Genomic DNA, 25,417 nt, shown 5'->3' on the forward strand with positions numbered 1-25,417 from the left:
GCCAACCGTGCCCGAGGTTCGCCACTTCGGCCCGAGGTTCGCCACCGCTGCCCCGTCGACGTCGCAAACGCGCGCGCGTTTGCTGGATGCGCGCGGAATAGTGACTCGATCGGTGACGAATCTGCGCGCACCTGACGAATGCGCGCGCGTTTGCGGGGATGTGCGCCGGGACCCCGCCGCTCTTCTCTCGCGGCTCGACTTAACCCCGGTGGCCAGCCCTGCCCGAGGTTCGCCGCCATCGTCGCCCGGCTCGACGTCGCAAACGCGCGCGCGTTTGCTGGATGCGCGCGGAATAGTGACTCGATCGTTGACGAATCTGCGCGCACCTGACGAATGCGCGCGCGTTTGCGAGGATCTGAGCCCGCACAGAAGCGGCGAACCTAGCGCTGGTGCTTCGGCTTCCAGACCACCAGAGCGTTGCGTTGAATCGGCACCAGGTCGCGGCGATAGCTGGCGTGCACGGCCGCCAGCTCCTGAGCCAGTTCGCTGATACGCGACTGCAGAGCCTCGACCTGATTGGTCAGCTCGATGATGCGCTTGATGCCGGCGAGGTTGACGCCTTCGTCCTGCGAGAGTCGCTGCACTTCGCGGAGCAGTGCGACGTCACGCGGCGAGTAGCGTCGACCGCCGCCGGTGGTGCGATGCGGGGTGACGAGTCCGAGTCGATCGTAGGTACGCAGCGTCTGCGCATGCATGCCCGCCAATTGAGCCGCGACGGAGATCACGAAGATCTGCGCGTCGGGATCAGCCTGCCCGCCACCGGCTTTCGCGGATCCGCCCTCGGGAGGGACCGACATCACACACCTGCCCACCCGGCCCGCGGGTCGAATCCGCTGGCCTTCTCGGCTTCCAGATAGTTCTTCAGAGCGTCGGTAGCAGCATCGTCGAGTTTCTGCGGGACGGCAACTTTGACGGTCACCATCAGGTCTCCGGTACCGGACTTCTTCGGGATACCGCGTCCACGCACCCGCAGCACTCGGCCGTCGACGGTGCCCGGTGGCACCTTCACTCCGACGCGACCGTCGAGGGTGGGCACCGACAGTGTCGTACCGAGCACCAGTTCTCCGTAGCTCACCGGAACGGTCACCGTCAGGTCGTCGCCGGTTCGGCCGAACACCTTGTCGGGCTTGACCCGAACCGTGACGAACAGATCGCCCGACGGCGCTCCGCGCAGGCCGGCTTCGCCCTGACCGGCGAGCCGGACCTTCTGACCGTCACTGATACCGGCCGGGACGCGCACGGTGATGGTGCGGGTCCGGTTCTGCACTCCGGTACCGCGGCAGTCGGCGCACGGGTCGTCGATGATGGATCCGGTACCGCGGCAGTCGTCGCACGGCTCACTGAAGCCGAACGCGCCTTGGTTTCTGTTGACGACACCCTGGCCGTTGCATTTGGGGCACACCCGCGGGCTGGTTCCGGGCTTCGCGCCGCTGCCGTGGCAGGTGGTGCACGAGGACGGACTGGTCAACCGCAAGGGGACCGTAACGCCCTGTGCCGCTTCACGGAACTGCAACGAGGTCTCGGTTTCGACATCGCTGCCACGTCGGGGCCGATTGTTCTGCGGGCGCTGCTGCGCGCCACCGCGATTGAACAGGCCACCGAACAGGTCGCCGATTCCGCCGTCGCCGCCGCCTTGACCGAAGATGTCGCCGACATCGAAGGTCTGGCCGCCGCCGCCGAATCCGCCAGCGCCGGGTGAGAATCCACCGCCGCCGCGGTTACCGAAGCCGCCGGAGGCGAAGAGCCGTCGTGCTTCGTCGTATTCCTTGCGCTTGGCCGGGTCGGCGAGGACGGCATGCGCCTCGCTGACCGCCTTGAACTTGTTCTCGGCCGAGGCGTTGCCGGGATTGGCGTCGGGATGGTTGTCCCTGGCCAACTTTCGGTACGCCTTCTTGATCTCTTCTGCAGTCGCGCTGGAGGAAACGCCCAGCTCCTTGTAGAAGTCCTTCTCGATCCACTCCCGCTGGCTCACCGGGCGTTTCCTCCTCTCGCGCTATTTCTGTTTACTGCTCGTCGGACGCGGGTGCATCCGATTCTTGTGCTGCATCGTCCACCACGCCGACCATCGCGGTACGCAGGACGCGCTCGCCGAGCTTGTAGCCCTTGCGCATCAGCGTTCCGACGACCGGGCTGCTGCCGTCGCCCTCGTGGGAGACGGCCTCGTGGATGGCCGGGTCGAAGGCATCGCCCTCGGCCCCGAAAGTGGTCAGGCCGATGTTCGAGAACACCCCTGCCAACTTGTCTGCCACTGCCTTGAGCGGTCCGGTTTCGAGATCGCCGTGCTGGCGAGCTCGCTCGAGGTCGTCGAGAACCGGAAGAAGCTGCGAGACGACGGACGCCTTGGCGTTCTCCGCTCCGGTCTGCTTCTCGCGGTCGGTACGACGCCGGTAGTTGGCGTACTCCGCCGAGACGCGCTGCAGATCTGCGGTGAGTTCTGCGACCTGAGTGTCACGCGGGTCTTCCACGACGTCACCGTCGACGGTCCCTTCGTCCACCGAGTCGGGCTGGGGCGCAGCCCCGGTGCCCACCAGGGGCTCCGGAACTGCGTCACCTTCCCGTACTTCACCGGTCTCGGGATCGATCTTTCGCTTGTCCACGAAAGTGACCGGTTCTTGCTCGGTGTTCTCCGACGTCACTTCTTGTCCGTGTCGTCGGCGGGCTCGTCGACAACCTCTGCGTCGACGACACCGTCGTCAGCGGCCTGCGCGCCACCCTCTGCGCCGCCCTGCTCCTTGGCCTGAGCCTCGTAGATGGCGGTGCCGAGAGCCTGCGACTCGGTCGAGAGCTTCTCCACGGCGGTCTTGACTGCCGAGATGTCGCTGCCCGCGAGAGCCGTCTTGGCGTCGGCGATGGCGGTTTCGACGCGTCCCTTGAGCTCGGCGTCGACCTTGTCCTCGTTGTCCTTGACGAACTTCTCCGTCTGGTGGACGAGCGACTCGGCCTGGTTGCGGACCTCGGCCTCTTCGCGACGAGCCTTGTCCTCGTCTGCGTGAGCTTCCGCGTCGGCGACCATGCGGTCGATCTCTTCCTTGGACAAGCCGGAGCCGTCCTGGATCTTGATCGTGTTCTCCTTGCCGGTGCCCTTGTCCTTGGCCGTGACGTGCACGATGCCGTTGGCGTCGATGTCGAAGGTGACCTCGATCTGCGGGACGCCGCGAGGAGCCGGGGGCAGCTCGGTCAGCTCGAAGGAGCCGAGGAGCTTGTTGTGCGAGGCGATCTCGCGCTCACCCTGGAAGACCTGGATCTGCACCGAGGGCTGATTGTCGTCAGCGGTGGTGAAGGTCTCGGAACGCTTCGTCGGGATGGTGGTGTTGCGCTCGATGAGCTTGGTCATGACGCCACCCTTGGTTTCGATACCGAGGGACAGCGGCGTGACGTCGAGGAGCAGAACGTCCTTGACCTCACCCTTGAGGACACCGGCCTGCAGTGCAGCACCGACGGCCACGACCTCGTCCGGGTTGACGCCCTTGTTGGGCTCGCGTCCACCGGAGAGTTCCTTGACCAGCTCGGAGACGGCGGGCATACGCGTCGAACCACCGACGAGCACGACGTGGTCGATGTCCTTGACTGCGATGCCGGAGTCCTTGACCACTGCCTGGAACGGCGCGCGGGTGCGGTCGAGCAGGTCGGAGGTGATCTTCTGGAACTCGGAGCGGCTGAGCTGCTCGTCGAGGAACAGCGGGTTCTTGTCGCCGTCGACCGTGATGTACGGGAGGTTGATCGAGGTGCTCTGCCCGGAGGACAGTTCGATCTTCGCCTTCTCGGCGGCCTCACGCAGACGCTGCAGCGCCATCTTGTCCTTGGTCAGATCGATGCCGTTCTGAGCCTTGAACTTGTCGACGAGCCAGGTCACGATGCGCTCGTCCCAGTCGTCGCCACCGAGGTGGTTGTCGCCGGACGTCGCACGGACCTCGACGACGCCGTCGCCGATTTCCAGCAGCGAGACGTCGAACGTGCCGCCACCGAGGTCGAACACGAGAATTGTCTGCTCGCTGTCGCCCTTGTCCAGGCCGTATGCGAGAGCTGCCGCGGTGGGCTCGTTGACGATGCGCAGGACGTTGAGGCCGGCGATCTGGCCGGCTTCCTTCGTGGCCTGACGCTGTGCATCCTCGAAGTACGCGGGAACGGTGATGACCGCGTCGGTGATTTCCTCACCCAGGTAGGCCTCGGCGTCGCGCTTGAGCTTCTGCAGCGTGCGCGCGGAGATTTCCTGAGGGGTGTACTTCTTGCCGTCGATCTCCACGGTCCAGTCCGTGCCGACGTGGCGCTTCACGGAACGAATCGTGCGGTCGACGTTGGTGACCGCCTGGTTCTTCGCGGGCTGGCCGACCAGCACTTCACCGTTCTTGGCGAAAGCGACGATCGACGGGGTGGTGCGTGATCCCTCGGAGTTGGCGACGACAACCGGTTCGCCGCCCTCGAGGACGGACACGACCGAGTTGGTGGTCCCGAGGTCGATACCGACCGCACGAGCCATAATGTTTCCTCCTGTTATTGCGTGGATTCAGTCCCTGGGTGAGCGAACTCCACTCAAGTTTGCATAACGCGATCTGTCGCGTCAACTTCCAACTTGAGCCTCATCCACTCAAGGCTGCTGACCTGCACAACGGAGGGTGTGGCGAATTTGTTCCCCACTGCCGTAGGCACACACAGCAGTACGCCGCGACGATCACGAGGATCGTCGCGGCGCAGCGGGGAGAAAGTATTCGTGAAGGAGTTACGCGGAAGGCTCCTCGACCGGGGCGGGGATGCAGCTGTGGGTGAGCAGTCCACCGGTGATGTTGTCGAGGAAGTTCGCGTCCAGCGCACTGGCGAAGGCCGCCGCACCTGCGGGGCGAGCCATCCATTCGCGATCGACAGAAGGCACGGTGTACGTCGCTGCTTCGCCGGCCTTGATGGTCGTCTCGGTGTTCTGACCCTGCACGCCCGGCAGTGCGCCGTAGTTGACGTTGACGTTCGACGCGTCGTCCGCGCCCACGTTGTCGACCTTGACCTGCAGTGCCACGACGCCACCTTCGGGCGCGTCCTCGACCGTGATGTCGCAGACAGCGGCCATGGTCACCACCAGGTCGGGGCTTTCGAGAACCACCGAGCCGAGCGGGCCGACGGGCTCGGGGGCAGGTTCGGCCGATGCGGCGGGTGCGAGGGCAACCGCACCGATGGCGGCGGCCAGAGCGGCCGTCGAGGCCAGGATCGATGTGCGGGCAAGACGTCGCATGAACAACTCCTGTAGCTGAAGGGGATGTGACTCATGAGTCTGATGTGACTGATGGGACAGTTGGTACCTGTTTCACTATGTCCTAAAGGAATCAGACATTCCACACCAGGCGGTATCGATTCGATGACGTTCGCATATCGAAGGAAAGGCCCCCAAAAAATCACATCGATGTAGTTCGACGTCGTTCTCACCGGTCGGCGAGCCAGGTTTCACCGGTCGTCGATCAGGGGAACCACAACCCTGCGGATCGGCCGCGCCCTACGTAGGGTTGAAGAAAAGCGAGGCTACGGAGGCACATGGATCCCGAAGTGCAGCACGAACCGAGCGAGATCACCTACGACGAGAAGTTCTATCCGGCTCGGCCGAAACCACTTCGACCTTCGGTGCGTCGCGCCAATCGGAGCAACAGTCCCACCCCGAACAGCGAGCCGGTGGCATCGAACCCCGAGTACGTGGACTGGCTCACCGAGCAGTCGATGTTGCGCGACGCCAAACTGATCGCCGAGCAACTCTCGGGCAAGGGCAGCATGTGGCAGAACCCGTATGCCGACCCCGATCCTCGTGCGGCCGTCGAGCGCGCTCCGGTGTGGTTCACCGCGTACCCCATCTCGGTGATCAACGCCCCGCAGACGAGCTTCCTGAGCACTCTCGGCGACGAGAAGCTGTGGCAGGCCTTCTCCGAGATCGGTGTCACCGCAGTGCATACCGGCCCGGTGAAGGTGGCAGGCGGTATCCACGGTTGGCGTCCGACCCCCTCGGTCGACGGCCACTTCGACCGCATCGGCATGCAGATCGACCCCGCGTTCGGATCGGAAGAGGAGTTCCGACGCCTCTGCGTGGTGGCCTCGGCGTACGACGGCATCGTGATCGACGACATCGTCCCCGGCCACACCGGCAAGGGTGCGGACTTCCGGCTCGCCGAGATGGCCGTGGCCGACTACCCCGGCATCTACCACATGGTCGAGATCGAGCCGCAGGACTGGCATCTGCTGCCCCGGGTGCGCGCCGGTGCCGATTCACAGAACATCGACGCCGAGGCCGAGGCCAATCTCGCCCGCGCCGGCTACATCATCGGTCAGCTGCAGCGCGTGATCTTCTACGAGCTCGGTGTGAAGGAAACCAACTGGAGCGCAACGCCTCCCGTCGTCGGCATCGACGGCGTCGAACGCCGCTGGGTGTACCTGCACTACTTCAAGGCCGGTCAGCCGTCGATCAACTGGCTCGATCCCTCCTTCGCCGGCATGCGACTGGTGATCGGCGACGCGTGTCACTCCATCGCCGACCTGGGCGCAGGAGCACTACGCCTGGACGCCAACGGTTTTCTCGGCGTCGAGCGTCGAGCCGAAGGACCCGGCTGGTCCGAGGGCCATCCCCTGTCGGAGGCGGCGAACCATCTGATCGCCAGCGTGGTGCGCAAGATGGGCGGGTTCACCTTCCAGGAGTTGAACCTGACGATCGACGACATCAAGGCCATGGGCACCAACGGTGCCGACCTGTCGTACGACTTCATCAACCGGCCCGCGTATCAGCATGCGCTCGTCATGGGGAACACCGAATTCCTCAGGCTCACCATGACTTTGGCCCGCGACCACGGCGTCGACACCGCATCCCTGGTGCATGCGTTGCAGAACCACGACGAGATGACCTTCGAGCTCATCCACTTCGCCACCCTGCACGCCGAGGACGAGTTCACCTACGGCGGCGAGGCGGTCAAGGGCAGCGATCTGGGCGACCGTATCCGCGGTGAACTGACCGATCGACTCACCGGACGCTGGGCGCCGTACAACCGGACGTTCACCACCAACGGAATCGCCTGCACCACAGCGAGTGTGATCACCGCATCGCTCGGAATCCGCGACCTGGACCGGATGGACGAGCAAGACATCGAGACGGTCAAGCGGGCCCACCTGCTGCTCGCGATGTACAACGCGCTGCAGCCGGGCGTGTTCGCACTGTCCGGTTGGGATCTACTGGGCATCCTGCCGATCGCGGCCGACGAGGTGGACGACCTCATCCGCGAAGGCGACACCCGCTGGATCAACCGCGGTGCACACGATCTGATGGGGTACTTCCCCGAGGCCGTGCGCTCGGAGTCGGGCATCCCTCGCGGGCGCAGCCTGTACGGCTCGCTCCCGGAGCAGCTGGCGGATCCGCAGTCGTTCGCCCGCCAGTTGGCGCGAATCATCGAGTTGCGCAAGCGGTTCGGGATCGCCACCGCTCAGCAGATCGACATTCCGACGGTCTCGCACAAGGGCCTGCTGGTCATGGTGCACGAGCTCAGCCAGGGAACCATCCAGGCCACGGTGCTCAACTTCTCGTCCGAGGAGATCAGCGCGACCATTCAGTCCAAGCACCTGGTGCCCGGCACGTGCGCCATCGACGTCTTCGACGACAACGAGATCGCGACCGTGGACGAGCTGAACAGCTTCCCGATGAGTCTGCGTCCGTACGAGGGCGTACCGGTGGTGCTGCGCTGAGACCGCGGCCCGTCACCGCCGACGGATAGACTCCTGCACGTGGCCGAAGAACAGAACGACCCGACATCACGGAGGCCCCGGCCTGCCCGTCCGCAACCACCGCGGCCGGATGTTGCCGTCGAACCGCTGCGGCCACGGCAGGAGCCCACTCACTCGGTCCTGCCGAAGGTCGCGACTGCTCTGTGGGCTCTGACGGCAGCGCTGATCCTCGCGTTGGCCGCCGCCATCGCCCTGAACTGGGAGTCGGTACTCTCGGGCGTCGAAACTGCGGTGTCACAGCAGGAGTCGACGGCCAGTGCGGCCGATGTCCGCAACACCGCCTCGGCCACGCTGCTGTCCAGCGGGGCCGCAGCGGCGGTGCTCGTGCTACTGGGATTCGTCGCACTGAATCTACTGCGCAACGCAGCGATGTCGTCCAAGGTCCTGATGGGAGCGGTCGGAATCCTGACCATCGGCGCGGCGGTCACGTTCTCGACCTTCGTGTCCGACGCCTCCGCGCTGCTCGGCGGCGTTCTGCAGTGGGGTCCGTTCGTCGTGGCGGGCACTGCGGCAGCCGCGACCATCGTGGCCCTCCTGCCCCGAGGATCCTCACGCCAGTGAGGCGAGTATCCCTTCGGCGCTGCGGGCCGCCGTGGCGCACGAGGTCGAGGTGAACCGGTCCAGCAGTGGGTGCTCGGACAGTGCTCGCCACTTGTGCACGGCCGCCAGCGCGGTGTCGCGCTGCTGAGTGCGTCCGGCATCGGGAGGCAGATCGAGGCGTTCGGTGGCGGCGATGCCGAAACCGCCGATGATGCGCTGCAGTTCGAGTAGAGCACCGTCGGGCAGTTTCGGTGTGGTGGAGCGCAATCGGCCGAGCAGACGCAGTTCGGCGAAACCGTGCACGTCGGCGAGCATTCGGCCTGCCTCGGTGCGGAGCGCGTGTGATTCCGGCCTGAACTCCAGGATTCGTTGCAGGGCAACCAGAGCCGAGTGCAACTTGAGCTGGTCGGCGCGTTGACCGAATTGCACGTCGATCACCGAGCGAAGTTCGGTCAGCCCGCTCCGTTCGACCAGATCGGCAGCCAGCGTGGGCGAATCGCGCACCCCGAGCCGAATCAACGTCACTGCCATCCGAATACCGAACAGTCCGAAGCGGTCGACGATGCTGGCGCGCAGCGATGCGTCGACCGGTAGCGTGCTCTGTGCACGGACGAATCGATCGGCCGAGAGCATCGCCAACTGCAGATCCTCGGTCGGCACCGTGGCCAACATCTCGAAGGCAGCGAACTCGTTCTGCCGCAACGTTTCCGCGCCGAGCGCCAGCAAACCCGCGACCGGAACAACTGCCTGGCACAGGCCGGTGGCCTCGAGTTCGGACGCGAAGCGCGCAGCGACTTCCTTGGCCGACATCATCGCGTCCATCCGCCCCGAACCCACCTCGTCGGCCCGCGAGACGACACCGATCACACCGAGCGGTCCCGAATCGCCGCCGACGTGCGCACCGATCTGCCCGAGAAACGACACGTCGGTCGCATTGAGGGTACGCAGCAGATACACCACGGCGTCTGCGCCCGATGACGAGTTCTCCGGCGTGAGCATCGCCAACGTGCGCGCCGACACGTCTCGCGAGAGAGACGAGGTACCGGGAGTGTCGATGATCGTCGTCTGCGCCAGAGCGCTTGCAGGCCATTCGACGTCCAGTCGGTCGACCTGCGCGGCCGTCAACGACCCGAGGTCGAAGGTCAGTCGCCCGTCGCGCCGTTGCACCGGCACGTTCGCAGCCCGGTCGCCGTCGTACCAGGCCGTGACGGCGGGGGTGACGCCGTTGCGGTACCACGTGACGACCTTCGTGCACTCCGTTGCGTCGGTCGGGGCAATGTCCTGCCCGACAAGGGAATTGAGCAGCGTGGACTTGCCCGCCTTGAGTGATCCCGCGAGCGCCACCCGCAGCGGCTCGTCGAGACGGTACAGGCATTCGTCGAGCATCCAGGACGCTTCGGCATCACCGGAGTACGTCGATCGTGCCGCCGAGATGAGGTCGCGTGCTCGGGCCAGAGCCGCCACACTCATACTGCGACGTCCTCGACCAGAGACACTGCCCGAGAATTCAGTTCGGCCACCACGCGCATGTCCTTCTCCAGCGCAGCGATGCGGGCGGAACGGTCGGTGTTGTCGGCAGCGGCGGCTTCCTGCGCCGAGCGCAGCGACTCGTTCAGCGAACGCAGCGTCTGCTCGGCGATCGAGGTGAAGTGATCACGCAGCACTCGCTGAATCTGGCGCAGCCGGTCCTTCGACTCCTTGCCCACCTGGAAGCTGACGTCGTCGGTGAAACGGCGGATCGCCATCTTGGCCTCGGAACGCCGCGCTTTGACGCGGTTCTCCTTGTCCTCCTTGTAGGCCTTGGTGCCCAGGAGTACGCCCGCACCGATCGAAATCGGATTGAGCAGACTCAACCCGACGAACGTGGTGATCAGGCCGAACATCAGCACACCGCCGTAGGATCCACGCATTCCCACCAGAACCTTCTGCGTGATTCCGACACGGCCGGATTCCAGATCGGCCAGGGACGAGACGGGATCGAGGACGTTGTCCAGATCGCCCAGATCGAGATCGGGCAGCGCTGCCGCCCCGGACGAGGCGAAGTGTTCGGCCACCAACTCCGAAAGCCACAGTGCCCGTTCGTGAGCCCAGACGAAGTTGTCGCCCACCGACGCGGCGATCTGCTCCTCGAGCCACTCGCCGAGCTGCGGCCAGTCCTTGCCCGGATCCCCCTCGTCGACGGTCTCTTCCGCTTCCCGGGTGACGCGCCGCAACCGGTCGCGCAGATCGTGATCGATGTCGGAGGCGAGGTCGGCGATTCCGTCACCGAGCGTCTGCTGCCACTGCGACGAACGTTTGTGCAGCTCCTCGGCGGCCGATTTGGCGCGCTGCAACCCCGCGACGGCCGCGGCTGCCCGCTCCGGATCCTTCAGTGCCGCAAGCTCACTGCCGAACGAGAGTGTCAGATGTTCGGTGACCGATCGGACATCGAGCGAGACCGAGGAGCGTGCCAGCACATCCGCCCGGGCCACCACGTCGTCGCGCAGAAACGCGTAGAGCTGCTGGAAACCGGACTCGGCGTTGAGTTCCTCGTCGTTCAAACGCAGTGCGTGCGAACGCAACAGAGACGACACCGGCAACATCTGCACATCGATTCCCGCGCGGTCCAGGTGTCCGCGATTGGCCTCGACGATCTGCCGCCAGTGCGGATAGAGATCGATCTTGGTGATCAGCACCGCCACGGCCGGGCACAAGCCCTGCACCTGTCGGAGAAACGACAGTTCCGGTTCGGTGAACTCGCGCGACGCATCGGACACGACGAGCACCGCGTCGGCCGAGGGAATGAGACCCAATGTGCCTGCAGCGTGCGGATTCGTGTGCCCGCCGACGCCGGGAGTATCGACCAACACCAAGCCGTCGGCGAGCAACGGACTCGCCACCCCGATGTCCAGACGCAGCACCTCACGGCCCTGGGCCAGCGGACTGGCGGGGGTGACCGTTGTGATCTCCTCGGGCGGAACGTCGACTCGGATCGGTTCGTTGCCCGGATCGGCGAGTACGAGCTGCGCCGAGAGGCTCTCGGCATTGGACACCACGGTCGGGATGGCGGTGGTCTCGTCGTCGCCGACCGAGCACACCGTCAGATTGAGCAGCGAATTCACGAACTGACTCTTGCCCTGCTTGAGCGGTCCGACCACGATGATGCGTCGACGTGGATCCAACACTCGCGAGCGCGCCGCCTCGACTCGATCCACCAGGTCGGATCTTCCCGCCGATGTCGCCACCGCCGCGGTCCGGCTCAGCAGCTCGGCCAGCTCCGTAGATTGCCCGTCCATACGCTCGTGTTCACAACCGTTCTCGTCGACTTCCGCGGTACCCGGGCTCCACTCACGCCCAGGAACGAACTCTAGCGACGACTCGGCCCCGAGTGCTGGCGAACACTCGGGGCCGAGTCATGTCATTGCCTACCCGCAGCCGAAAGGATCAGGGCTGCGTCGGGTCGAAGTCGTGATCGACGGTCACATGTCCCAGAGAGTCGGCTGCCGAATCCACCGAACCGTGCAGGCCGGAATCGCTGAACAGGCTCGAATCGGTCTCACCCTGACCGAAAACGTCAGAGTCGACGCTCGACCAGCCGGTGCCGGTCGCAGTGGCCGAGGAATCGAACGAGCTCGAGTGATCGAACGATCCCGACGCAGCGGAGGAAAGGCTGCCGCCGGCGTCTGCCAGTCCCTCGGCACCCGACTGCAGGCCACCGGTCAGGCTGCCCGCGGCCTGGCCACCGATGTCGGCAGCGGAATCAAACCCGCCGCCCGCGGAAGCCGCAGCGTCCGCACCAGCATCCAAACCCGCACCCACAGTGGACGCGAAGTCGCCCCCGATCGAGGCACCCGTGTCGAGTCCCGCGCCGACGTTCGATGCGATCTCGCCGCCCACCGAGGTTCCGGCGTCGACCGCTCCGCCTGCCGCACCTTCGAGGCCACCGACAACCGAGCCTGCAGCGCCCGCGGCACCTTCGAGTCCTGCGCCTGCGGATGCTGCCGCATCGATTCCGGTGCTGATGCCACCGGACACGGCTCCTTCGAGTCCGGCCCCGGCCGACGCCGCAGCATCGACGCCGCCTGCGACACCGCCCGCGATACCGCCGCCGAGACTGCCCAGACCTGCGAGTCCGCCGGTGAGGCCTGCACCTGCGTCACCGAGACCTGCGAGACCACCGGTCAGGCCTGCGCCTGCGTTGCCCACGGCCCCGAGACCGCCGGCCACATCGGCACCCACGTTTCCGACAGCCGCCAGGCCACCGGTCACGTCGGCACCCACGTTTCCGACAGCTCCGAGTCCGCCGGCCAGATCGGCACCGACGTTTCCGACGGCCGCCAGGCCACCGGTCAGATCGGCACCCACGTTTCCGACAGCACCCAGGCCACCGGTCAGATCAGCACCGACGTTTCCGAGGCCCGCGAGTCCTCCGGTGAGGCCCGCGCCCACTCCGCCGAGTCCGGCCAGGCCGCCCGACAGACCTGCGCCCACTCCGCCGACTCCGGCGAGTGCTGCTTCGACGGTTCCCGAGAGGTCTGCTCCGGCGGCAACCGCTGTGTCGATCGCTCCGACGAGTCCTGCGCTGACGTCGGCTCCGGCTCCGAGAGCGGCTCCGAGGTCGAGTGCAGCGCTGGTGTCGAGAACCGATTCGAGGGCGGTACCGAGCTGAGCTCCGGCTGCCCCACCGACGCCGAATGCCGTGCCGAGGACGCCTTCGAGGCCGCCTGCAACTCCGCCTTCGAGTCCGCCGACCAGCCCGCCGCCGATACCGGCACCTGCGCCGATCGTGCCGTCGAGTGCGGCGTCGAGAGCAGCGGTGAGGCTGCCGACTGCGCTGGTGTCGAGATCGAGTGCGGTTCCCAGTGCGCCACCGACCACTGCGCCGATGTTGCCGCCCGCGGCCAACAGGGCGTCGACATCGAGGTCGGCGAGCGCACCTGCGTCGAGGACGGCTCCGAGTGCGGATCCGATGGATCCTGCGATGGCACCGTCTGCAGCGAAGAGACCGCCGAGGCTCGCGCCGACTCCACCGGCGAGGTCGCCGACCAGTGCGCCTCCGGCACCGAGCGCTCCGTCCAGTGCGGCGCCGATGTCGGTGGTCAGATCTGCTCCGACGGTTCCGAGTCCGCCGAGTGCACCGCCGATTCCCGCGGTCAGTGCGGCACCGAGGTCACCCGCGATGTCCAGTCCGGCTCCGGCACCGAGTACGGCGTCGAAGACTCCTCCGAGGGCCGTACCGAGCTCGGCTCCGACGGTTCCGCCGACTCCGAAGACTGCACCGAGAGCGCCGGCCAGGCCGCCCTGGATGTCGGCCAGTGCGCCGAGGTCGACGGCACCGGTTGCGCCGAGAGCGGCGTCGAGTGCTGCCTGCAGCTGTGCCGCGATGTCTCCACTGATCTCGCCGCCGATGCCTGCGCCTGCGCCGATCAATCCGGTCAAGGCAGCGCCGAGTCCGACCGTTCCGCCGAGAAGACCGTCGAGGTCGAGATCCAGACCGCCGCCGATACCTGCGCCTGCACCGATCAGCGCGTCGAGTGCGCCGCCGAAGGCAGTGCCGAGCTCGAGACCGATCTGGCCTCCGACGGCCAACGCTGCAGCGAGTGCAGCCTGCAGGGATGCAGCGATCTCACCCGTGACGTCGATTCCGCCGGTCAGGCTGCCACCTGCAGCGAGTCCGCCGCCTGCGACAGCACCGGCTGCCAGTCCGAGCCCGGCCGACAGTCCGCCGCCGAGGCTCGCACCTCCGGCGAGTGCGCCGTCGAGGCCTGCGGAACCGCCTGCGCCCAGGATGGCCGAGAGCTGGCTGCCCGCACCGGCGAACAGTCCCGACTCGGCGACCAGGGGTGCCACCGCGACGATGTCGGCGTGGGTGACGTCGCCGAGTCCAGCGGCGGCCAGCGTCATCTCGGGGTTGGCGCAGTATGCAGCTGCAGCCTGGTCGTCGCGCAGCAGGCTGAGGATGAAATCGAGTACGGCGTTGGTAGCCATCGTGGGTCTCCTTGACGAGTGGTGCTTCGTGGTTGATCACAAAGCTATGCATCGGAGAGCCCCTGCCCAACGGGGCCGATCCCCCTACTCCCCCGGGGGTTGCCAGGGGACTTCGATTAGGGGATCTGGGCGCTTTGGGGGATTTCACTCGTTATGCGCTCTAACCTGCTGTGAGACGTAACGAATATTTGGCCACTGCCGACAGTGCGAGTGACGGCAGTAGTGCTGACGGCAGGGCGAGACGAAGGCGGCGACACGACAATGAACGCAGGGCTCGGCATACGTATCGGTTCGGTGACGGCAGTGGCTGCACTGGACACCGATCCTGTCACCTCGGTGGTCAAGCGTTCGGCACTCGACCTCCGTCCCGGCGAAGCCCCGCGTCTGGCAGAGCTGTGGGACCGTTCGACGCGGAACCTGATCAGCGGTTTCGCCGACCGCGTCGGCGATCCGGTGGAACTGATCGACGACGACGGCCGTAGTCACCGGGCCGAGGACCTGTACGCCACCGCTGCTCGCGCACTCGTCGCCGAGGTCTCAGCCGGAACCGATGCCGCTCCCACCGTCGTCGTCACCCATCCCACTCGTTGGACCGCGTACACCGCCGAGGTCCTCGGTGAAGCACTGGACCGCGCGGGGCTCGCCGACGTCACGCTGGTACCGGAGTCCGTCGCCACGATGCGGTGGCTCGAAGTCACGCGCGGGCCGCAGTCCGACGGCCTGGCCGTGGTCTACGACCTCGGTGCGACCGCACTCGACGTCACGCTGATGCGCACCGGCTCCGAGGCAGGCACCGTCGGCACCGGAGTTCACTCGCAGGAGTTCGGCGGAGCGCAGTTCGATCACGCGATCATGCAGTACGTTCTCGACACCGTCTCGGGAAGCCAGTCCTTCGAGTTCGATCCCTTCGATCCCGACACCGTCGGCGCCCTGGTGGAACTGCGGGCCCGCTGCGGCGAGGCGAAGGAACAGCTCTCCTACGACACGTCGACGTCACTGACGGTCGACCTGCCGGGCCTGCACACCGAGGTGCGCCTCGTCCGTTCCGAGCTCGAGGAACTGGTCCGCGCATCACTGCTGGGGTCGATCGGGGTTGTACGCGACGCCGTCACGGCCGCGGGCCTCGACGTCACCGACATCGACCAGGTGGTCCTCGTCGGCGGCAGCTCGGCCATCCCGCTGGTCGCCGAGCTCATGTCGTCCGAACTGCGCGCACCAGTGGTGGCCGGACCGCGGCCCGAACTGACCGTCGCGATCGGTGCCGCGATTCTCGGCAGCGACATCGCCGACGCGACCGCCTCCGACAACGCCGCAGCTCTGGCTGCGGCACCCACCACGGCCGTCGCGTCCGCTGCCGCAGCTGCGCCGATGCCTCGCCCCACTCCCCGGCCCGCGCCGACGCCCACCGCCGTCGAATCGGACTCGGGCATGTCCGGTCGCAAGAAGGCGGGCGTCGTGGCCGGATCCGTCCTCGTCCTCGCGCTTCTCGCCGGCGGAGGCCTGTCGGTGGGAACGGCGTTGACCTCCGACAACACCACTCCGGCCGAATCGAACGCGGAAACCTCGATCTCGAGCACCGAGACACCGGGAACCACCGCAGCGGTGGCGGATGCCGCAACGACGACGCCTGCCACCGGCGAGAACGGTGCCGTCGCAACCGGATCCGAGGGCGCACCGACCTCGGTGGTCAACGCCGACGGCACGGTGACGCAGATCGACCCCGCCACCGGTGCTCCGGTCGCGGGATCCCCGGCTCCGGCCGACAACGGCGCGGCCACGGTGCCGACCGTCCCGTCGGTCGCTGCTCCGACCGTTCCCAGCTACCAACCGCCTGCCGTACAGGTTCCGCAGGCACCGAGCGTGCAGGTTCCCAGCTATCAGGGTCCCACCCTCGGCGATGTCGGCCAGGGCGTCGGTAACGGACTCGGAGGAGTGGTCGGCGGCGTCGGTGACGGGCTCGGCGGTGTCGTCGGCGGCGTCGGTGACGGACTCGGCGGAGCCCTCGGCGGCCTGACCGGCCGATAGGTCGACCGTGACCAGTACCCGTTCCGGACTCCTCGGCGTCGAGCGCGCCGATCGCTTCGTCCGTGATGCCCTCCTCGCCACCGGATTTCATATCGTCGTCGGAGTGAACGGTTCCGGTCGATCCGTGGTTCTCGACTCCGTTGCCGCGTCGGTGGACGTCTACACGGGCACCATCGCCGACGCGCCGTCCGGCTCGACCGTTCTCGTCGATGACGCGCACCTGCTGTCGGAGCAGCGTCTCGACGAGATCGCAGCGGCTGCAACACGATCGGACATCACCCTGATCGTCGCCACCGCGCCGCGCAGTTTCGATTCACGCATCGAGAAGCTCATCGCCTCCGCCGGTTCCAACCGGTTGACGCTGGTTCCGCTGGACAAGGTCGCCATCGCGGCGCGGGCAGCAGCGACCGTTCGGCCGATCTCGGCGTCGCTCGCCGGTGCCGTCGCCAAGACGACCGGCGGAGTTCTCGCCGCTGTCGACGCGGCCCTCGGCGCGCTCGGCGGCGACCGTTCCGATCCGACTCCACTGCGTGTGGTCGCCGAATCCGTTGCCGAACAGCACCGTCGGATGCTGATCGAGACCACCGACGACACGCGGGCACTGCTGCTCGCCGCTCGATTCGGCGTCACACCCGACCCTGCATCGGCCGCGCAGATCGTGCCGCGCGCGACCGATGTCGAGTCGATCGTCGACCTGGCCTGCAGCTCCGGGATGCTCGACACCACGGGCACGTTGATTCCGGCCGCCGAGGCCCCACTGATCGAGATGATCGGAGACGGGCGCTGCCGCGTCCTGCTCTCGTCCGTCGCCGATGTCGCCACCCGATCCCGCCTGCTCGACGCCACCGCGGCACGCGCGTTGGCAGAGCGGGGCGTCGTTCACGCCGGACTCGCCGATTTCCTTGTTCAGCAGGCAGATTCGGCTCCCGTCGATGCCGCAGGTGCCCTGTACGACGCGGCGGTCGACGCGGGATTCGACTCGGCGAAGTTGGCTGCGAGACGGTCCGAGGTCGCGGCTGCCACCGGAAACCTGGACGAGGCGGCGAGATACGCCGATGTGGTTCTCGACAGCGCTACCGGGTGCGACGCGATGGATCTGCGGACAGCGGTGCGCGTGTCGGCGTCGATTGCCACGCAACGCGGAATGATCTCGCGCAGTGCACAATTGTTCGCCTGGCTCGGCGAGGATCGGCTCGGACCCGACGCCGTGTGGGCTGCCCTCTCGGCGGCGGCGGCCGGTGATCGCAGCGCCGCCGACCGTTCGATGGCGGCCGTGTCCGCACTCGCGCCGACGTCGAGTACGGCGTCGGGCAGTCTGCTCGTCACCGGAGTGATCGGGTCCATCGATTCGCGGAGCGCAGCAGCGTCGAGTGCCGCTGCGAATGCGCTGATGCGGGCAATGACGTTGACGGGCAATGCTTCCGATCGCTCGTGCACCCCGGACACTCCCGCTGCCGTCTCGGCCTTGCACGCGGTACACTGCGGCGACCTGCCCCGTGTCGATTCCATCGTGGCGCGAGCACTTCCCGACCACCGTCCGGGTTCCGAGGCCCACACCAGGCTGAGCCTCGTCGGGGCGTGGGCGTCGATGCTGCGGGGGGATACCGCCGATGCGGGTGCCGCGATCGAGGCACTGCGAGTTCCGGTGTCGCACGTGCGCAATCAGTTATTCCTGCACGCGATTCGGGTGGGCCTGGCTCGTAGGTCCGGTGATGCAGGGTCGCTGATCACGGCATGGACACAGGCGCAGAACGTCGTCGCCGAGTACTCCACCGACCTGTTCGTGCTGCTGCCCCTGGGCGAATTACTCTTGGCCGCAACTCGACTCGGCCAGGTGGACCGCGTCGAGCATCTGGTGGCGGAGGCCACCGATCTACTCGCGGCGCTCGGCGATCCACCGGTCTGGGCGTCGGCGCTGCACTGGTACCAGGTTCAGGCGGCCATCGTGGCCCAGACTCCCGACGCGTTGGTGCCGCACGCCAAAGCTCTGGCCGCCGCCGCACCTACCCACCCGTACAGCGCCGCACTCGCCGCTGCCGGCCGCGCCTGGCTCGGGGTGTTGCAGGGCAGACCCGACGCGACCGATGTCGAGAATTCGGCACGCACCCTCACCGCCTTCGGACTGCCCTGGGACGGAGCCCGACTGGCGAGCGAGGCCGCCCTGACCGTCACCGACACTGCGACGGCGACCTCGCTGCTGCACATCGCCAGGTCGTTGCGCCAACCCAGCTCGACTCAGCGCGACAGTCCGAGATCGACGCCGCAGCCGACGGGCTCGTTGAGCGAACGCGAGGCAGAGGTCGCCGGACTGCTCGTACTCGGAGTCACCTATCGCGAGGTCGGCAGTCGGCTCTACATCTCCCCGAAAACCGTCGAGCATCATGTGGCCCGTATCCGGCGCAGGCTCGGGGCGGAGTCGCGGTCGGAGCTGATCTCGATGCTCCGGGCCATGGGGTACGGGGCCTCGACCAGCGCAAGCGTCGACCCTGTAACTGTGCGAGGACCGGGAGCGACATAACGACCGACCATCAGTCCCCGATCGAGAACAGGTAGCAGCCCCATGACCGAGCAGCCCGGCAGTGCGAGAGTCGGCGCGCCGGATGTCGGCCTGTACCTGGACGACGAGCGCGCCGTCGCCGCCGTGTCCCATCCGATTGCGCCGGGACCGTCGTTGCACCTGGCGTCGCTGCATTCGACCGTGCTCAACACTCATCCCGACGGCACCGTCTCGCTCGGTGATGTGACCGACGACGATTCCGAGGCCTACACACATTTTCTCGACTCGCTCGCCGACGGTGTGGGTGTCACCGGCAGCAAGGGCACCGTCTTCCCTGCCGAGCAACTGACGTCGATGGCCCTGCTGTGCCTGCTCACCGAGGTGGCGTCGTCCATCGGTCTGCGGCCAGGTGATCTCGCCGCGGCGGCGACCTATCCCGCCGGGTGGACGGCCGAGCAGGTGTTCGCGCTGCGTTCGGCGATGAACACGCACGGGCTGGCACACGTGTCGCTGGTCGCCGAAGCCGACGCGCTCGCCGCGTGGAACGCCTCGGCCCTGCAGACCTTGCAGAAGAAGGACACCGCCGTCGCCGCCGCGCGCGGTGCTGCGATTCTGGCTGCACAGTTCCCCGTCGACGCCGTCACCGAGCGGTTCGCGGTGGTCGGACCGACGAGATCCGACCGTCGCCCACTCTTCGCTGCGGCAGCGTTCGCGGCGGCGTTGACCGTCGGTGCCGCGCTCGTCGCGCTCCAACTCGGTGGGTCCACCGATACCGAAGTGCCCACCATCGACAACGCCCAGGTGGTGGTGCCCACGTCGTCGATCGGCTCCGGTTCGGGTGGCCCGATCGAATTCCCGACCGTCGTCGTCGAGCCGGCCGCCGAGATCGCTCCCGTCGCTCCGCTGCCTGCGACCACCACCACCGCGGAAGAGTCGACCCCACCCGAAACCTCCGACCGCCCGCGGATCGAACCGACCGAGACCGACATCGAGACGCGCCCGGCGAACGAGGCACCCGAGGACGACGACCGCGAGAAGCCTCCGATCGTCGTCGAACCGGTCGAGTCGGAACCGGCCGAGCCAACCGACGAGCCCACCGAGACTCCCGATACCGGCCCGGACGACGGCCAGACCGCGTCCGAGCAGACCGCGCTGAACAACCGATCGGCAGGGACAACTCCATGAGCGGTGTCGGGCATCTCGGAATCACCGTGGGCAACACCAGGTCCGTCGCGGCCTACCGCGCATCGGTCGAGGACGAACCGACGATCGTCGTCCTGCCGACGACCCTGCGATTCGACGAGGAAGGCCGAGCCCACCTCGGTGAACCCGTCGACACGGCCCCGTTCACCCGGTTCGTCGATCTCGTCGGTCAGCAGGAGGATCTCGAGCCCGACGCCGACGCCTACCGCGCCGAGGACTTGATGGCCAACGCCGCCAACTGCCTCGTCACCATGGTGTCTGCGAAGGCCGGGGTATCCGGCGACATGCCCGTCACGACCATGACGTACCCGACGCGGTGGACCCGCGCCGCCGTCGCCCTGCTGCGTGACGCCCTCGATCACACCGGCCTCACCGAGGTTGCCCTGGTTCCCGACGCCAAAGCCTCGAGCGCGTTCGCGCAGCCGAGCCCGGGAGCTGCGGTCACGGTGGTCGACATCGGAGCCACCGGCACCGACATCTCCACCTATCCCGGAGGCGGGACGGTACGCAGCACCGACGTCGGCGGAGACGCCTTCACCGACGCACTCTTCGATCACGTGGTCACCGATCGCGAGCACATCGACCTGTCCGACGCGGCAGTCCTGGCTGCCCTCTCAGGCGTCGTCGCCTCGTGCGAGTCGGCCAAGCAGACCCTGAGCACGGCCGACGTCGCCACGATCTCGGTCGAACTTCCCGGGGACTCGCAGAGCATTGCGGTCACACGAGCCGAGTTCGCGAACCTCGTCGCGCCGTTGCTCCGCCGACTCGACGTGCCGGGGTCCGGCACCGTGATACTCACCGGCGGCAGCGCCGCACTCCCGTCGGTGGCGACGGACATCGGTGAACGCTCGTCGGGCCGAACGATCGTCGAGCCACTCGCTGCGACCCGCGGCGCTCTGCTGCTCGCCGAGGTCGAGGATGTCGACGGTAACTCCCTGGTGACCGGTGCCGCGCCGGTCGTCACCCGCAACGACGGCACGGAGTCCCTCGACACCGACGCCATCCCGGTCGTCGCACCCGAGCCGTCCCTCGCGTTCTCCGAGGCAATTCCCGCGGTCGCTCCTGTGTTCGACCATTCGGAATTTCGCTCCGAACCGATCGTCCCGGTCGACGAGAACGCGTCGACCACCGCGTACGCACCCGTCGCTCCGGCCGCCGCCGCCCAGGTCGGGGCGAAGAATGAACGCAGCGAGCGTTCGCGGACGATCGCCACGATCGTTGCCGGTGCAGCGGCAGGCGTGGTCATCGTCCTCGCGATCGCGGCAGTGAGCGGAGTGTTCGGTGACGCTCCGGCCGCGACACCCCCGACCGTCACCGATGCCGGCTCGCCGATCGTCACCTCGACGCGCGCACCCGCGACCACCACCGCCACCCCCGTCTTCGTACCCGAGGTCGTCGAACAGACGCCGGACGAGCCGTACATCGCACCCGAACCTGCCCCCCTGCCTGCTCCCGCGCCCGCGCCGGTGCCCGCCCCTGCGCCCGTGGTACCCACCACGACGCCCGTGGTCACCACGACTCCGGTGACGACCACCCCGGTCGAGACCACGACTCCGGCTACGACCACCACCAGCACCACGACGGCGGCCACGACCACGACTCCCCCTGCTTAGCTCTGAGCTGGGCAAACACTGATTCTGCGCCCGATGCCCTAGGGTGGGTCGCTGACGACAAGCACCCGATGAAGGGATTTCATGCGTAACACCGGGGCGCTGCGTGCCGCAGTGCTGTGTTCGACGGCTTTTGTTCTTCTTGCTTCGTTCTCCGGAACAGCAGCAGCCGAACCCGTCGTCCAGTCACCCGCCGATCAGCTTCCCCGCGAGCTCGTCGAAGCCGTGCAGCGAGATCTGAAGATCTCCCCGCAGGAGTACCTCGATCGTGCTGCCCGCGCGCAGGAACTGTCTGCTTACGCATCCGACTTCCGGGCCAGCCGTCCCGCAGATTTCGCCGGTGCCTGGATCGGACCCGACGGCAATGCCGTCGTCGCCGTCACCTCGCCTGCTGCGGCACAGGCCGTCGCCAAGGACGGATACGCCACCGCGCAGTCGCCCGTGTCGGCAGACGGACTCGAGAAGTCGCTGGCAGACCTCAACAGTTGGATCGCAGGCCTCCCCCGCGAGATCTCCGAGCAGATCAACGGCACGGCCATCGACTTCATCGACAATCAGATCGTCATCGACCTGGTGAACAGTCCGATCGGTAGCGCGCTGAATCTGCCGACGCTGCTGGCGAACATCAAGGTCATCCTATCCCCCGGCGGAAACAAGCCGGTCGACCCGACTCCGATGGGCGGCGACACCTACGTCACCACCTCGGGACCCATCGCCGACGCTCCGGCCACCGACATCAGCATCTGCTCGTTCGGCTTCAACGCCGTCGACCCCTCCGGTGCCGCGGTCAATCTCAGCGCGGGCCACTGCAACCCCGACAAGGCCACCGGATCCGGCGGCGCACCGGTCTACCTTCCCGATCCGGCCGACATCTCGCGCAGCACGCAGATCGGGTCGTTCGATCGGTCCAGCCTGGGTGCGGCGGACGGCCTCGACTGGTCGGTCATCGCCTTGAACGACACCGGCGTCGCGTCCGGACTCGACCGCCCCACCGTCCGTGGAGCGAACGGCAGCACCGTCACCGTCACCGGAACCGCGGCTCCTGTGATCGGAGCGCCGGTCTGCAAGTCCGGGCAGTCGTCGTCGTTCACCTGTGGAGTGGTTGCGGCCGATCGCGTCGAGACACAGCTCTACATGGAGGACGGCACGTCCCGCACCGTTCGCGGATTCGCCAGCACCGCATGCACTCTCGCCGGCGACAGCGGCGGTGCCATCGTGACCGGAACACTCGCGCTCGGAATCACCAGCGGATCCAACAGCGGCGGCGCACCCGATTGCAACGAGGCCAACCTGGCGCTGGCGCAGTACGGCGGCACCGCAAGCCTGGGCATTCCCATCGATCAGGTCACGCGCGCGACCGGAGCCACACTGCGCACCGAGTAGTGGCTACTTCGGGAGGCGTTCACCCCCTATAGTCGTACAACAGGGTGAACGGCATCACATCTTCTGATGCCCGGGGGAGAGGTTTCTATGCGTCGCCGTGCGTTTCGGCTGTCGATCGTTGCAGTTCCGCTTCTGGTGACGCTGGCCGTGTCCACGCCCACTGCAGCGGCAGATCCGGCGGCCGAAGCGGTATTGCCCGCGGCCTTGGCCGACGCCGTGGCCCGCGACCTCGGGCTCGATCCGCAGCAGTTTCTCGACCGAGCGGACGCGGCGCGGCGGTTGGCCGAGTTCACCGCCACCATCGGTTCCGGCGGGGTCACGAGCGCGTGGCTCGACGAGAACGGGCGTCCCGTCGTCGCGGTGGCAGACGGACCGACCCACGCCGACGTGGCCGATGCCGCGTCGGCCAGCGGTTTCGAGGTCGATGCATCACCCATCGAGATCCCGCCGGCAGTTCTCGATGTCGTCCAACCTCTGGTGGACCTGCTCCCGTTCGATCCGTCACCGACGGCAGGCCCGATTCGCCCGAGTTCGTATCTCGGCGGCGACAGCTACCTGGCGGGCAAGCCTGCCGGCCTCGGTCAGCGATGCTCACTCGGGTTCAATGCCGTCGACCCGACGCACGGGTCCGTCAATATCACTGCGGGACACTGCAATCCAAATATCGCCGATACCGGTTCCGCGGCACTGACGGGCGCGTATCCGATGTACGGCAGTCTTGTGGGCTCGAAATTCGGGACGTTCTACCGAACCAGCCGGTCGCACAACGATTACGCCTTGATCGACATCGACGACGCCAACGTCGGCGAATTCGAGAGCAACGCGGTGCGAGTCCCCTGGGCTGCTCCCCTGCACGTCACCGGAACAGTGGATCCGATCGTGGGAGCACCGGTCTGCAAATCCGGATCCCGAACCGGATTCAGTTGCGGCACAATTCTTGCCACGGGTCAGCATGTCGCATTGGGAGAGCACGTCTTCGATCGCAGCTTCTCCACGTCCATCTGCGCGTTGCGCGGCGACAGTGGTGGCCCCATCGTCAGCGGCACCCTCGCCGTGGGCATCTCCAGTGCATCGAACGTGGGCGATCAGCCCTCCTGCGAGGTCGCGACCGTCGTCAGCATGCTGCAAGGTCAGCGACCGGAATTGTTCGCCACCCCCATCAACGACATACTCGCCGAGAACCCCGGCCTGACCATCCGTACGTCCTAGTCGTTCGACGGGCGCAGACGTGACAGCACCGCGTAGCCGACCTTCCGCGCGTGCGCGAACCCAGGCGACAGCTCCCATCGACGCAGCAAGCCGACCAGAATCCGCGACCCGATCGTGCGAGTGGGTACGCCCACCACAGCTATCACGTCGTAGCCGGAGGTGGACCACGCCTTCTTGTTGTCGTTGACACCTACACCCTGGTCCAACACGGTCACGTCGAGTTCGTCGTGCGTCTGGATCAGCCATTCCACCATCTGATGGCCGGGTTGGTACTTCGCAACTGCGGGATCGTGGTGCGTGAGCCACGACTCGAGTCGCGATCCTGTGCGGATGCAGATCTCGTGCGCGCACCATCGCCCGTCGACGCTCACTCCTACAAGAGCCAATCTGCCGGCCGCTGCTTCACCGAGCAGAAAGGCCTTGGCCGACGCCGAGGGATCGGCAGGCGACTTTTCTGCGAGGTAGTCGGTGCGATCGGTGTGACGCGTCGACGCGGCGGCCAACCTGGAAATGTCTGCCCAACGCAGCTCGAGGTGCTCGGCATCGCGGATGGTTTCCACCACCATGGGACTCCCGGACCGCTCGGCCTGACGTCTGTACTTCTCGAGCCGCTTCAGTGATTTGCGCCCACGCACATCGCGTGCGGTACTGCCCGGCGGTACGTCGATAACCGGAACTCGCTCCCGCACGAGTGAGTCCGAACGCCACCGCGGGTGCGCACCGAGCGCCTCGATGGCAGTTCGGTTGTCGATCATCGAGTCCGCATAGTAGGTCAGACCGTGATCGTCGATCGAATCCCAGAGAACGCGAGACGACGCGTCGTCCTCACTGAGCAATTCGGTCGGGACGCCCTGCCCGTTCCCGAGTATCTTCGCTACCTTCACCGGACCCATTCGCGTGACAAACAGTGGGGCCAGTGCCACCAGACGCCCACCTCGACGTACATGCACGAAGGCGAGCTCACTTCCCGCCGGCCGTGGGGCATTCAGTGCGTAACCGGGACGGGAGGAGAAGACCGTGCCGACCCGTTCCGCCAACGCATCCCACTCATCGTGAAGCTCGTCGGTGAGCCTTGTGTCCATGCCCCCACAAAGGGGTTCACAGTCGGTTTTCATGGGTTTTACTTTACTGTTGGTTTACTCAATACGCATAAACCCGCATGCGACTTGTTTTCGTCGATTCGCTCGGCTGATGACATTTGACTGTCGACGCCGCCTCGGCCCATGCGAAGACCTGCTGCACTACACAA

At 66.8% G+C, this 25,417-nt stretch carries 17 protein-coding genes; 8 read left to right on the top strand and 9 right to left on the bottom strand.

Going from position 1 to position 25,417, the window contains the following annotated elements:
• Nucleotides 1-380: 380 nt before the first annotated feature.
• The 5 genes from CH295_RS05375 to CH295_RS05395 form a co-directional block, all read right to left on the bottom strand.
• Nucleotides 381-797 (bottom strand): heat shock protein transcriptional repressor HspR, encoded by a 417-nt coding sequence (locus CH295_RS05375; RefSeq protein WP_052047962.1) that lies wholly within the window; start codon nt 795-797, stop codon nt 381-383.
• Nucleotides 797-1,972, bottom strand: coding sequence for a molecular chaperone DnaJ (dnaJ, locus tag CH295_RS05380; RefSeq protein ID WP_094739983.1), 1,176 nt, complete (start codon nt 1,970-1,972; stop codon nt 797-799). Before dnaJ ends, CH295_RS05375 begins: the two co-directional genes overlap by 1 nt.
• Nucleotides 1,973-2,003: 31 nt before the next feature.
• Entirely contained in the window at nt 2,004-2,636 is a 633-nt protein-coding gene (gene grpE / locus CH295_RS05385) for a nucleotide exchange factor GrpE (RefSeq protein WP_037194070.1), read from the bottom strand.
• A complete protein-coding gene (gene dnaK, locus CH295_RS05390; RefSeq protein ID WP_032376212.1) occupies nt 2,633-4,477 on the bottom strand; it encodes a molecular chaperone DnaK in 1,845 nt (614 codons plus the stop codon). Before dnaK ends, grpE begins: the two co-directional genes overlap by 4 nt.
• A gap of 240 nt (nt 4,478-4,717) precedes the next feature.
• Nucleotides 4,718-5,218, bottom strand: coding sequence for a Pro-kumamolisin, activation domain family protein (locus tag CH295_RS05395; RefSeq protein WP_094739984.1), 501 nt, complete (start codon nt 5,216-5,218; stop codon nt 4,718-4,720).
• A gap of 296 nt (nt 5,219-5,514) precedes the next feature.
• On the opposite strand from CH295_RS05395, the gene treS reads away from it, so the two are divergent.
• Nucleotides 5,515-7,695 carry a maltose alpha-D-glucosyltransferase gene (gene treS / locus CH295_RS05400; protein WP_094739985.1) on the top strand — a complete coding sequence of 727 codons (2,181 nt, stop codon included), beginning with the start codon at nt 5,515-5,517 and terminating at the stop codon, nt 7,693-7,695.
• A 39-nt stretch (nt 7,696-7,734) separates the two neighbouring features.
• On the top strand, nt 7,735-8,295 hold the full coding sequence (locus tag CH295_RS05405) for a hypothetical protein (protein ID WP_094739986.1): 561 nt from the start codon (nt 7,735-7,737) through the stop codon (nt 8,293-8,295).
• Here CH295_RS05405 and CH295_RS05410 read toward each other — a convergent pair.
• From CH295_RS05410 to CH295_RS05420, 3 genes are all read right to left on the bottom strand, one after another.
• Nucleotides 8,284-9,744 (bottom strand): dynamin family protein, encoded by a 1,461-nt coding sequence (locus CH295_RS05410; RefSeq protein WP_037194062.1) that lies wholly within the window; start codon nt 9,742-9,744, stop codon nt 8,284-8,286. The genes CH295_RS05405 and CH295_RS05410 overlap by 12 nt on opposite strands.
• Nucleotides 9,741-11,549, bottom strand: a complete 1,809-nt coding sequence (locus CH295_RS05415; RefSeq protein WP_094739987.1) for a dynamin family protein — start codon at nt 11,547-11,549, stop codon at nt 9,741-9,743. The genes CH295_RS05410 and CH295_RS05415 overlap by 4 nt, the downstream gene beginning before the upstream one ends.
• Before the next feature lie 148 nt (nt 11,550-11,697).
• Entirely contained in the window at nt 11,698-14,241 is a 2,544-nt protein-coding gene (locus CH295_RS05420) for an IniB N-terminal domain-containing protein (protein ID WP_094739988.1), read from the bottom strand.
• 261 nt (nt 14,242-14,502) lie between these two features.
• Between CH295_RS05420 and CH295_RS05425 the strand changes: the two genes are divergently transcribed.
• The 6 genes from CH295_RS05425 (at nt 14,503) to CH295_RS05450 (ending at nt 24,168) form a co-directional block, all read left to right on the top strand.
• The gene (locus CH295_RS05425; RefSeq protein WP_037194055.1) at nt 14,503-16,266 is read left to right on the top strand and encodes an Hsp70 family protein; all 1,764 of its coding nucleotides are present in this window, start codon (nt 14,503-14,505) and stop codon (nt 16,264-16,266) included.
• Nucleotides 16,267-16,273: 7 nt separating this feature from the next.
• Nucleotides 16,274-18,784 carry a helix-turn-helix transcriptional regulator gene (locus tag CH295_RS05430; protein ID WP_094739989.1) on the top strand — a complete coding sequence of 837 codons (2,511 nt, stop codon included), beginning with the start codon at nt 16,274-16,276 and terminating at the stop codon, nt 18,782-18,784.
• A gap of 42 nt (nt 18,785-18,826) precedes the next feature.
• Nucleotides 18,827-19,948: a hypothetical protein gene (locus CH295_RS05435; protein ID WP_212556142.1), complete on the top strand. Its 1,122-nt coding sequence runs from the start codon at nt 18,827-18,829 to the stop codon at nt 19,946-19,948.
• Nucleotides 19,945-21,579: an Hsp70 family protein gene (locus tag CH295_RS05440; RefSeq protein ID WP_094739990.1), complete on the top strand. Its 1,635-nt coding sequence runs from the start codon at nt 19,945-19,947 to the stop codon at nt 21,577-21,579. The genes CH295_RS05435 and CH295_RS05440 overlap by 4 nt, the downstream gene beginning before the upstream one ends.
• 81 nt (nt 21,580-21,660) lie before the next feature.
• The gene (locus CH295_RS05445; protein WP_037194051.1) at nt 21,661-22,959 is read left to right on the top strand and encodes a S1 family peptidase; all 1,299 of its coding nucleotides are present in this window, start codon (nt 21,661-21,663) and stop codon (nt 22,957-22,959) included.
• Nucleotides 22,960-23,046: 87 nt separating this feature from the next.
• Nucleotides 23,047-24,168: a S1 family peptidase gene (locus CH295_RS05450; protein ID WP_252341915.1), complete on the top strand. Its 1,122-nt coding sequence runs from the start codon at nt 23,047-23,049 to the stop codon at nt 24,166-24,168.
• On the opposite strand, the gene CH295_RS05455 is transcribed toward CH295_RS05450, so the two are convergent.
• Nucleotides 24,165-25,250, bottom strand: coding sequence for a GNAT family N-acetyltransferase (locus tag CH295_RS05455; RefSeq protein WP_170945761.1), 1,086 nt, complete (start codon nt 25,248-25,250; stop codon nt 24,165-24,167). The two genes, CH295_RS05450 and CH295_RS05455, sit on opposite strands and share 4 nt — an antisense overlap.
• Nucleotides 25,251-25,417 lie beyond the last annotated feature (167 nt).

Source organism: Rhodococcus sp. 14-2483-1-2 (assembly GCF_002259405.1).
GTDB lineage: Bacteria > Actinomycetota > Actinomycetes > Mycobacteriales > Mycobacteriaceae > Rhodococcoides.

Excerpts from the sequence above, each read along its gene's own strand:
- CH295_RS05395 (WP_094739984.1), bottom strand. The coding sequence starts at position 5,218 with ATGCGACGTCTTGCCCGCACATCGATCCTGGCCTCGACGGCCGCTCTG.
- CH295_RS05440 (WP_094739990.1), top strand. The coding sequence starts at position 19,945 with ATGAGCGGTGTCGGGCATCTCGGAATCACCGTGGGCAACACCAGGTCC.
- CH295_RS05415 (WP_094739987.1), bottom strand. The coding sequence starts at position 11,549 with ATGGACGGGCAATCTACGGAGCTGGCCGAGCTGCTGAGCCGGACCGCG.
- dnaK (WP_032376212.1), bottom strand. The coding sequence starts at position 4,477 with ATGGCTCGTGCGGTCGGTATCGACCTCGGGACCACCAACTCGGTCGTG.
- CH295_RS05420 (WP_094739988.1), bottom strand. The coding sequence starts at position 14,241 with ATGGCTACCAACGCCGTACTCGATTTCATCCTCAGCCTGCTGCGCGAC.
- CH295_RS05375 (WP_052047962.1), bottom strand. The coding sequence starts at position 797 with ATGTCGGTCCCTCCCGAGGGCGGATCCGCGAAAGCCGGTGGCGGGCAG.
- CH295_RS05425 (WP_037194055.1), top strand. The coding sequence starts at position 14,503 with ATGAACGCAGGGCTCGGCATACGTATCGGTTCGGTGACGGCAGTGGCT.
- CH295_RS05455 (WP_170945761.1), bottom strand. The coding sequence starts at position 25,250 with ATGGACACAAGGCTCACCGACGAGCTTCACGATGAGTGGGATGCGTTG.
- CH295_RS05445 (WP_037194051.1), top strand. The coding sequence starts at position 21,661 with ATGCGTAACACCGGGGCGCTGCGTGCCGCAGTGCTGTGTTCGACGGCT.
- CH295_RS05450 (WP_252341915.1), top strand. The coding sequence starts at position 23,047 with ATGCGTCGCCGTGCGTTTCGGCTGTCGATCGTTGCAGTTCCGCTTCTG.
- CH295_RS05435 (WP_212556142.1), top strand. The coding sequence starts at position 18,827 with ATGACCGAGCAGCCCGGCAGTGCGAGAGTCGGCGCGCCGGATGTCGGC.
- treS (WP_094739985.1), top strand. The coding sequence starts at position 5,515 with ATGGATCCCGAAGTGCAGCACGAACCGAGCGAGATCACCTACGACGAG.
- CH295_RS05410 (WP_037194062.1), bottom strand. The coding sequence starts at position 9,744 with ATGAGTGTGGCGGCTCTGGCCCGAGCACGCGACCTCATCTCGGCGGCA.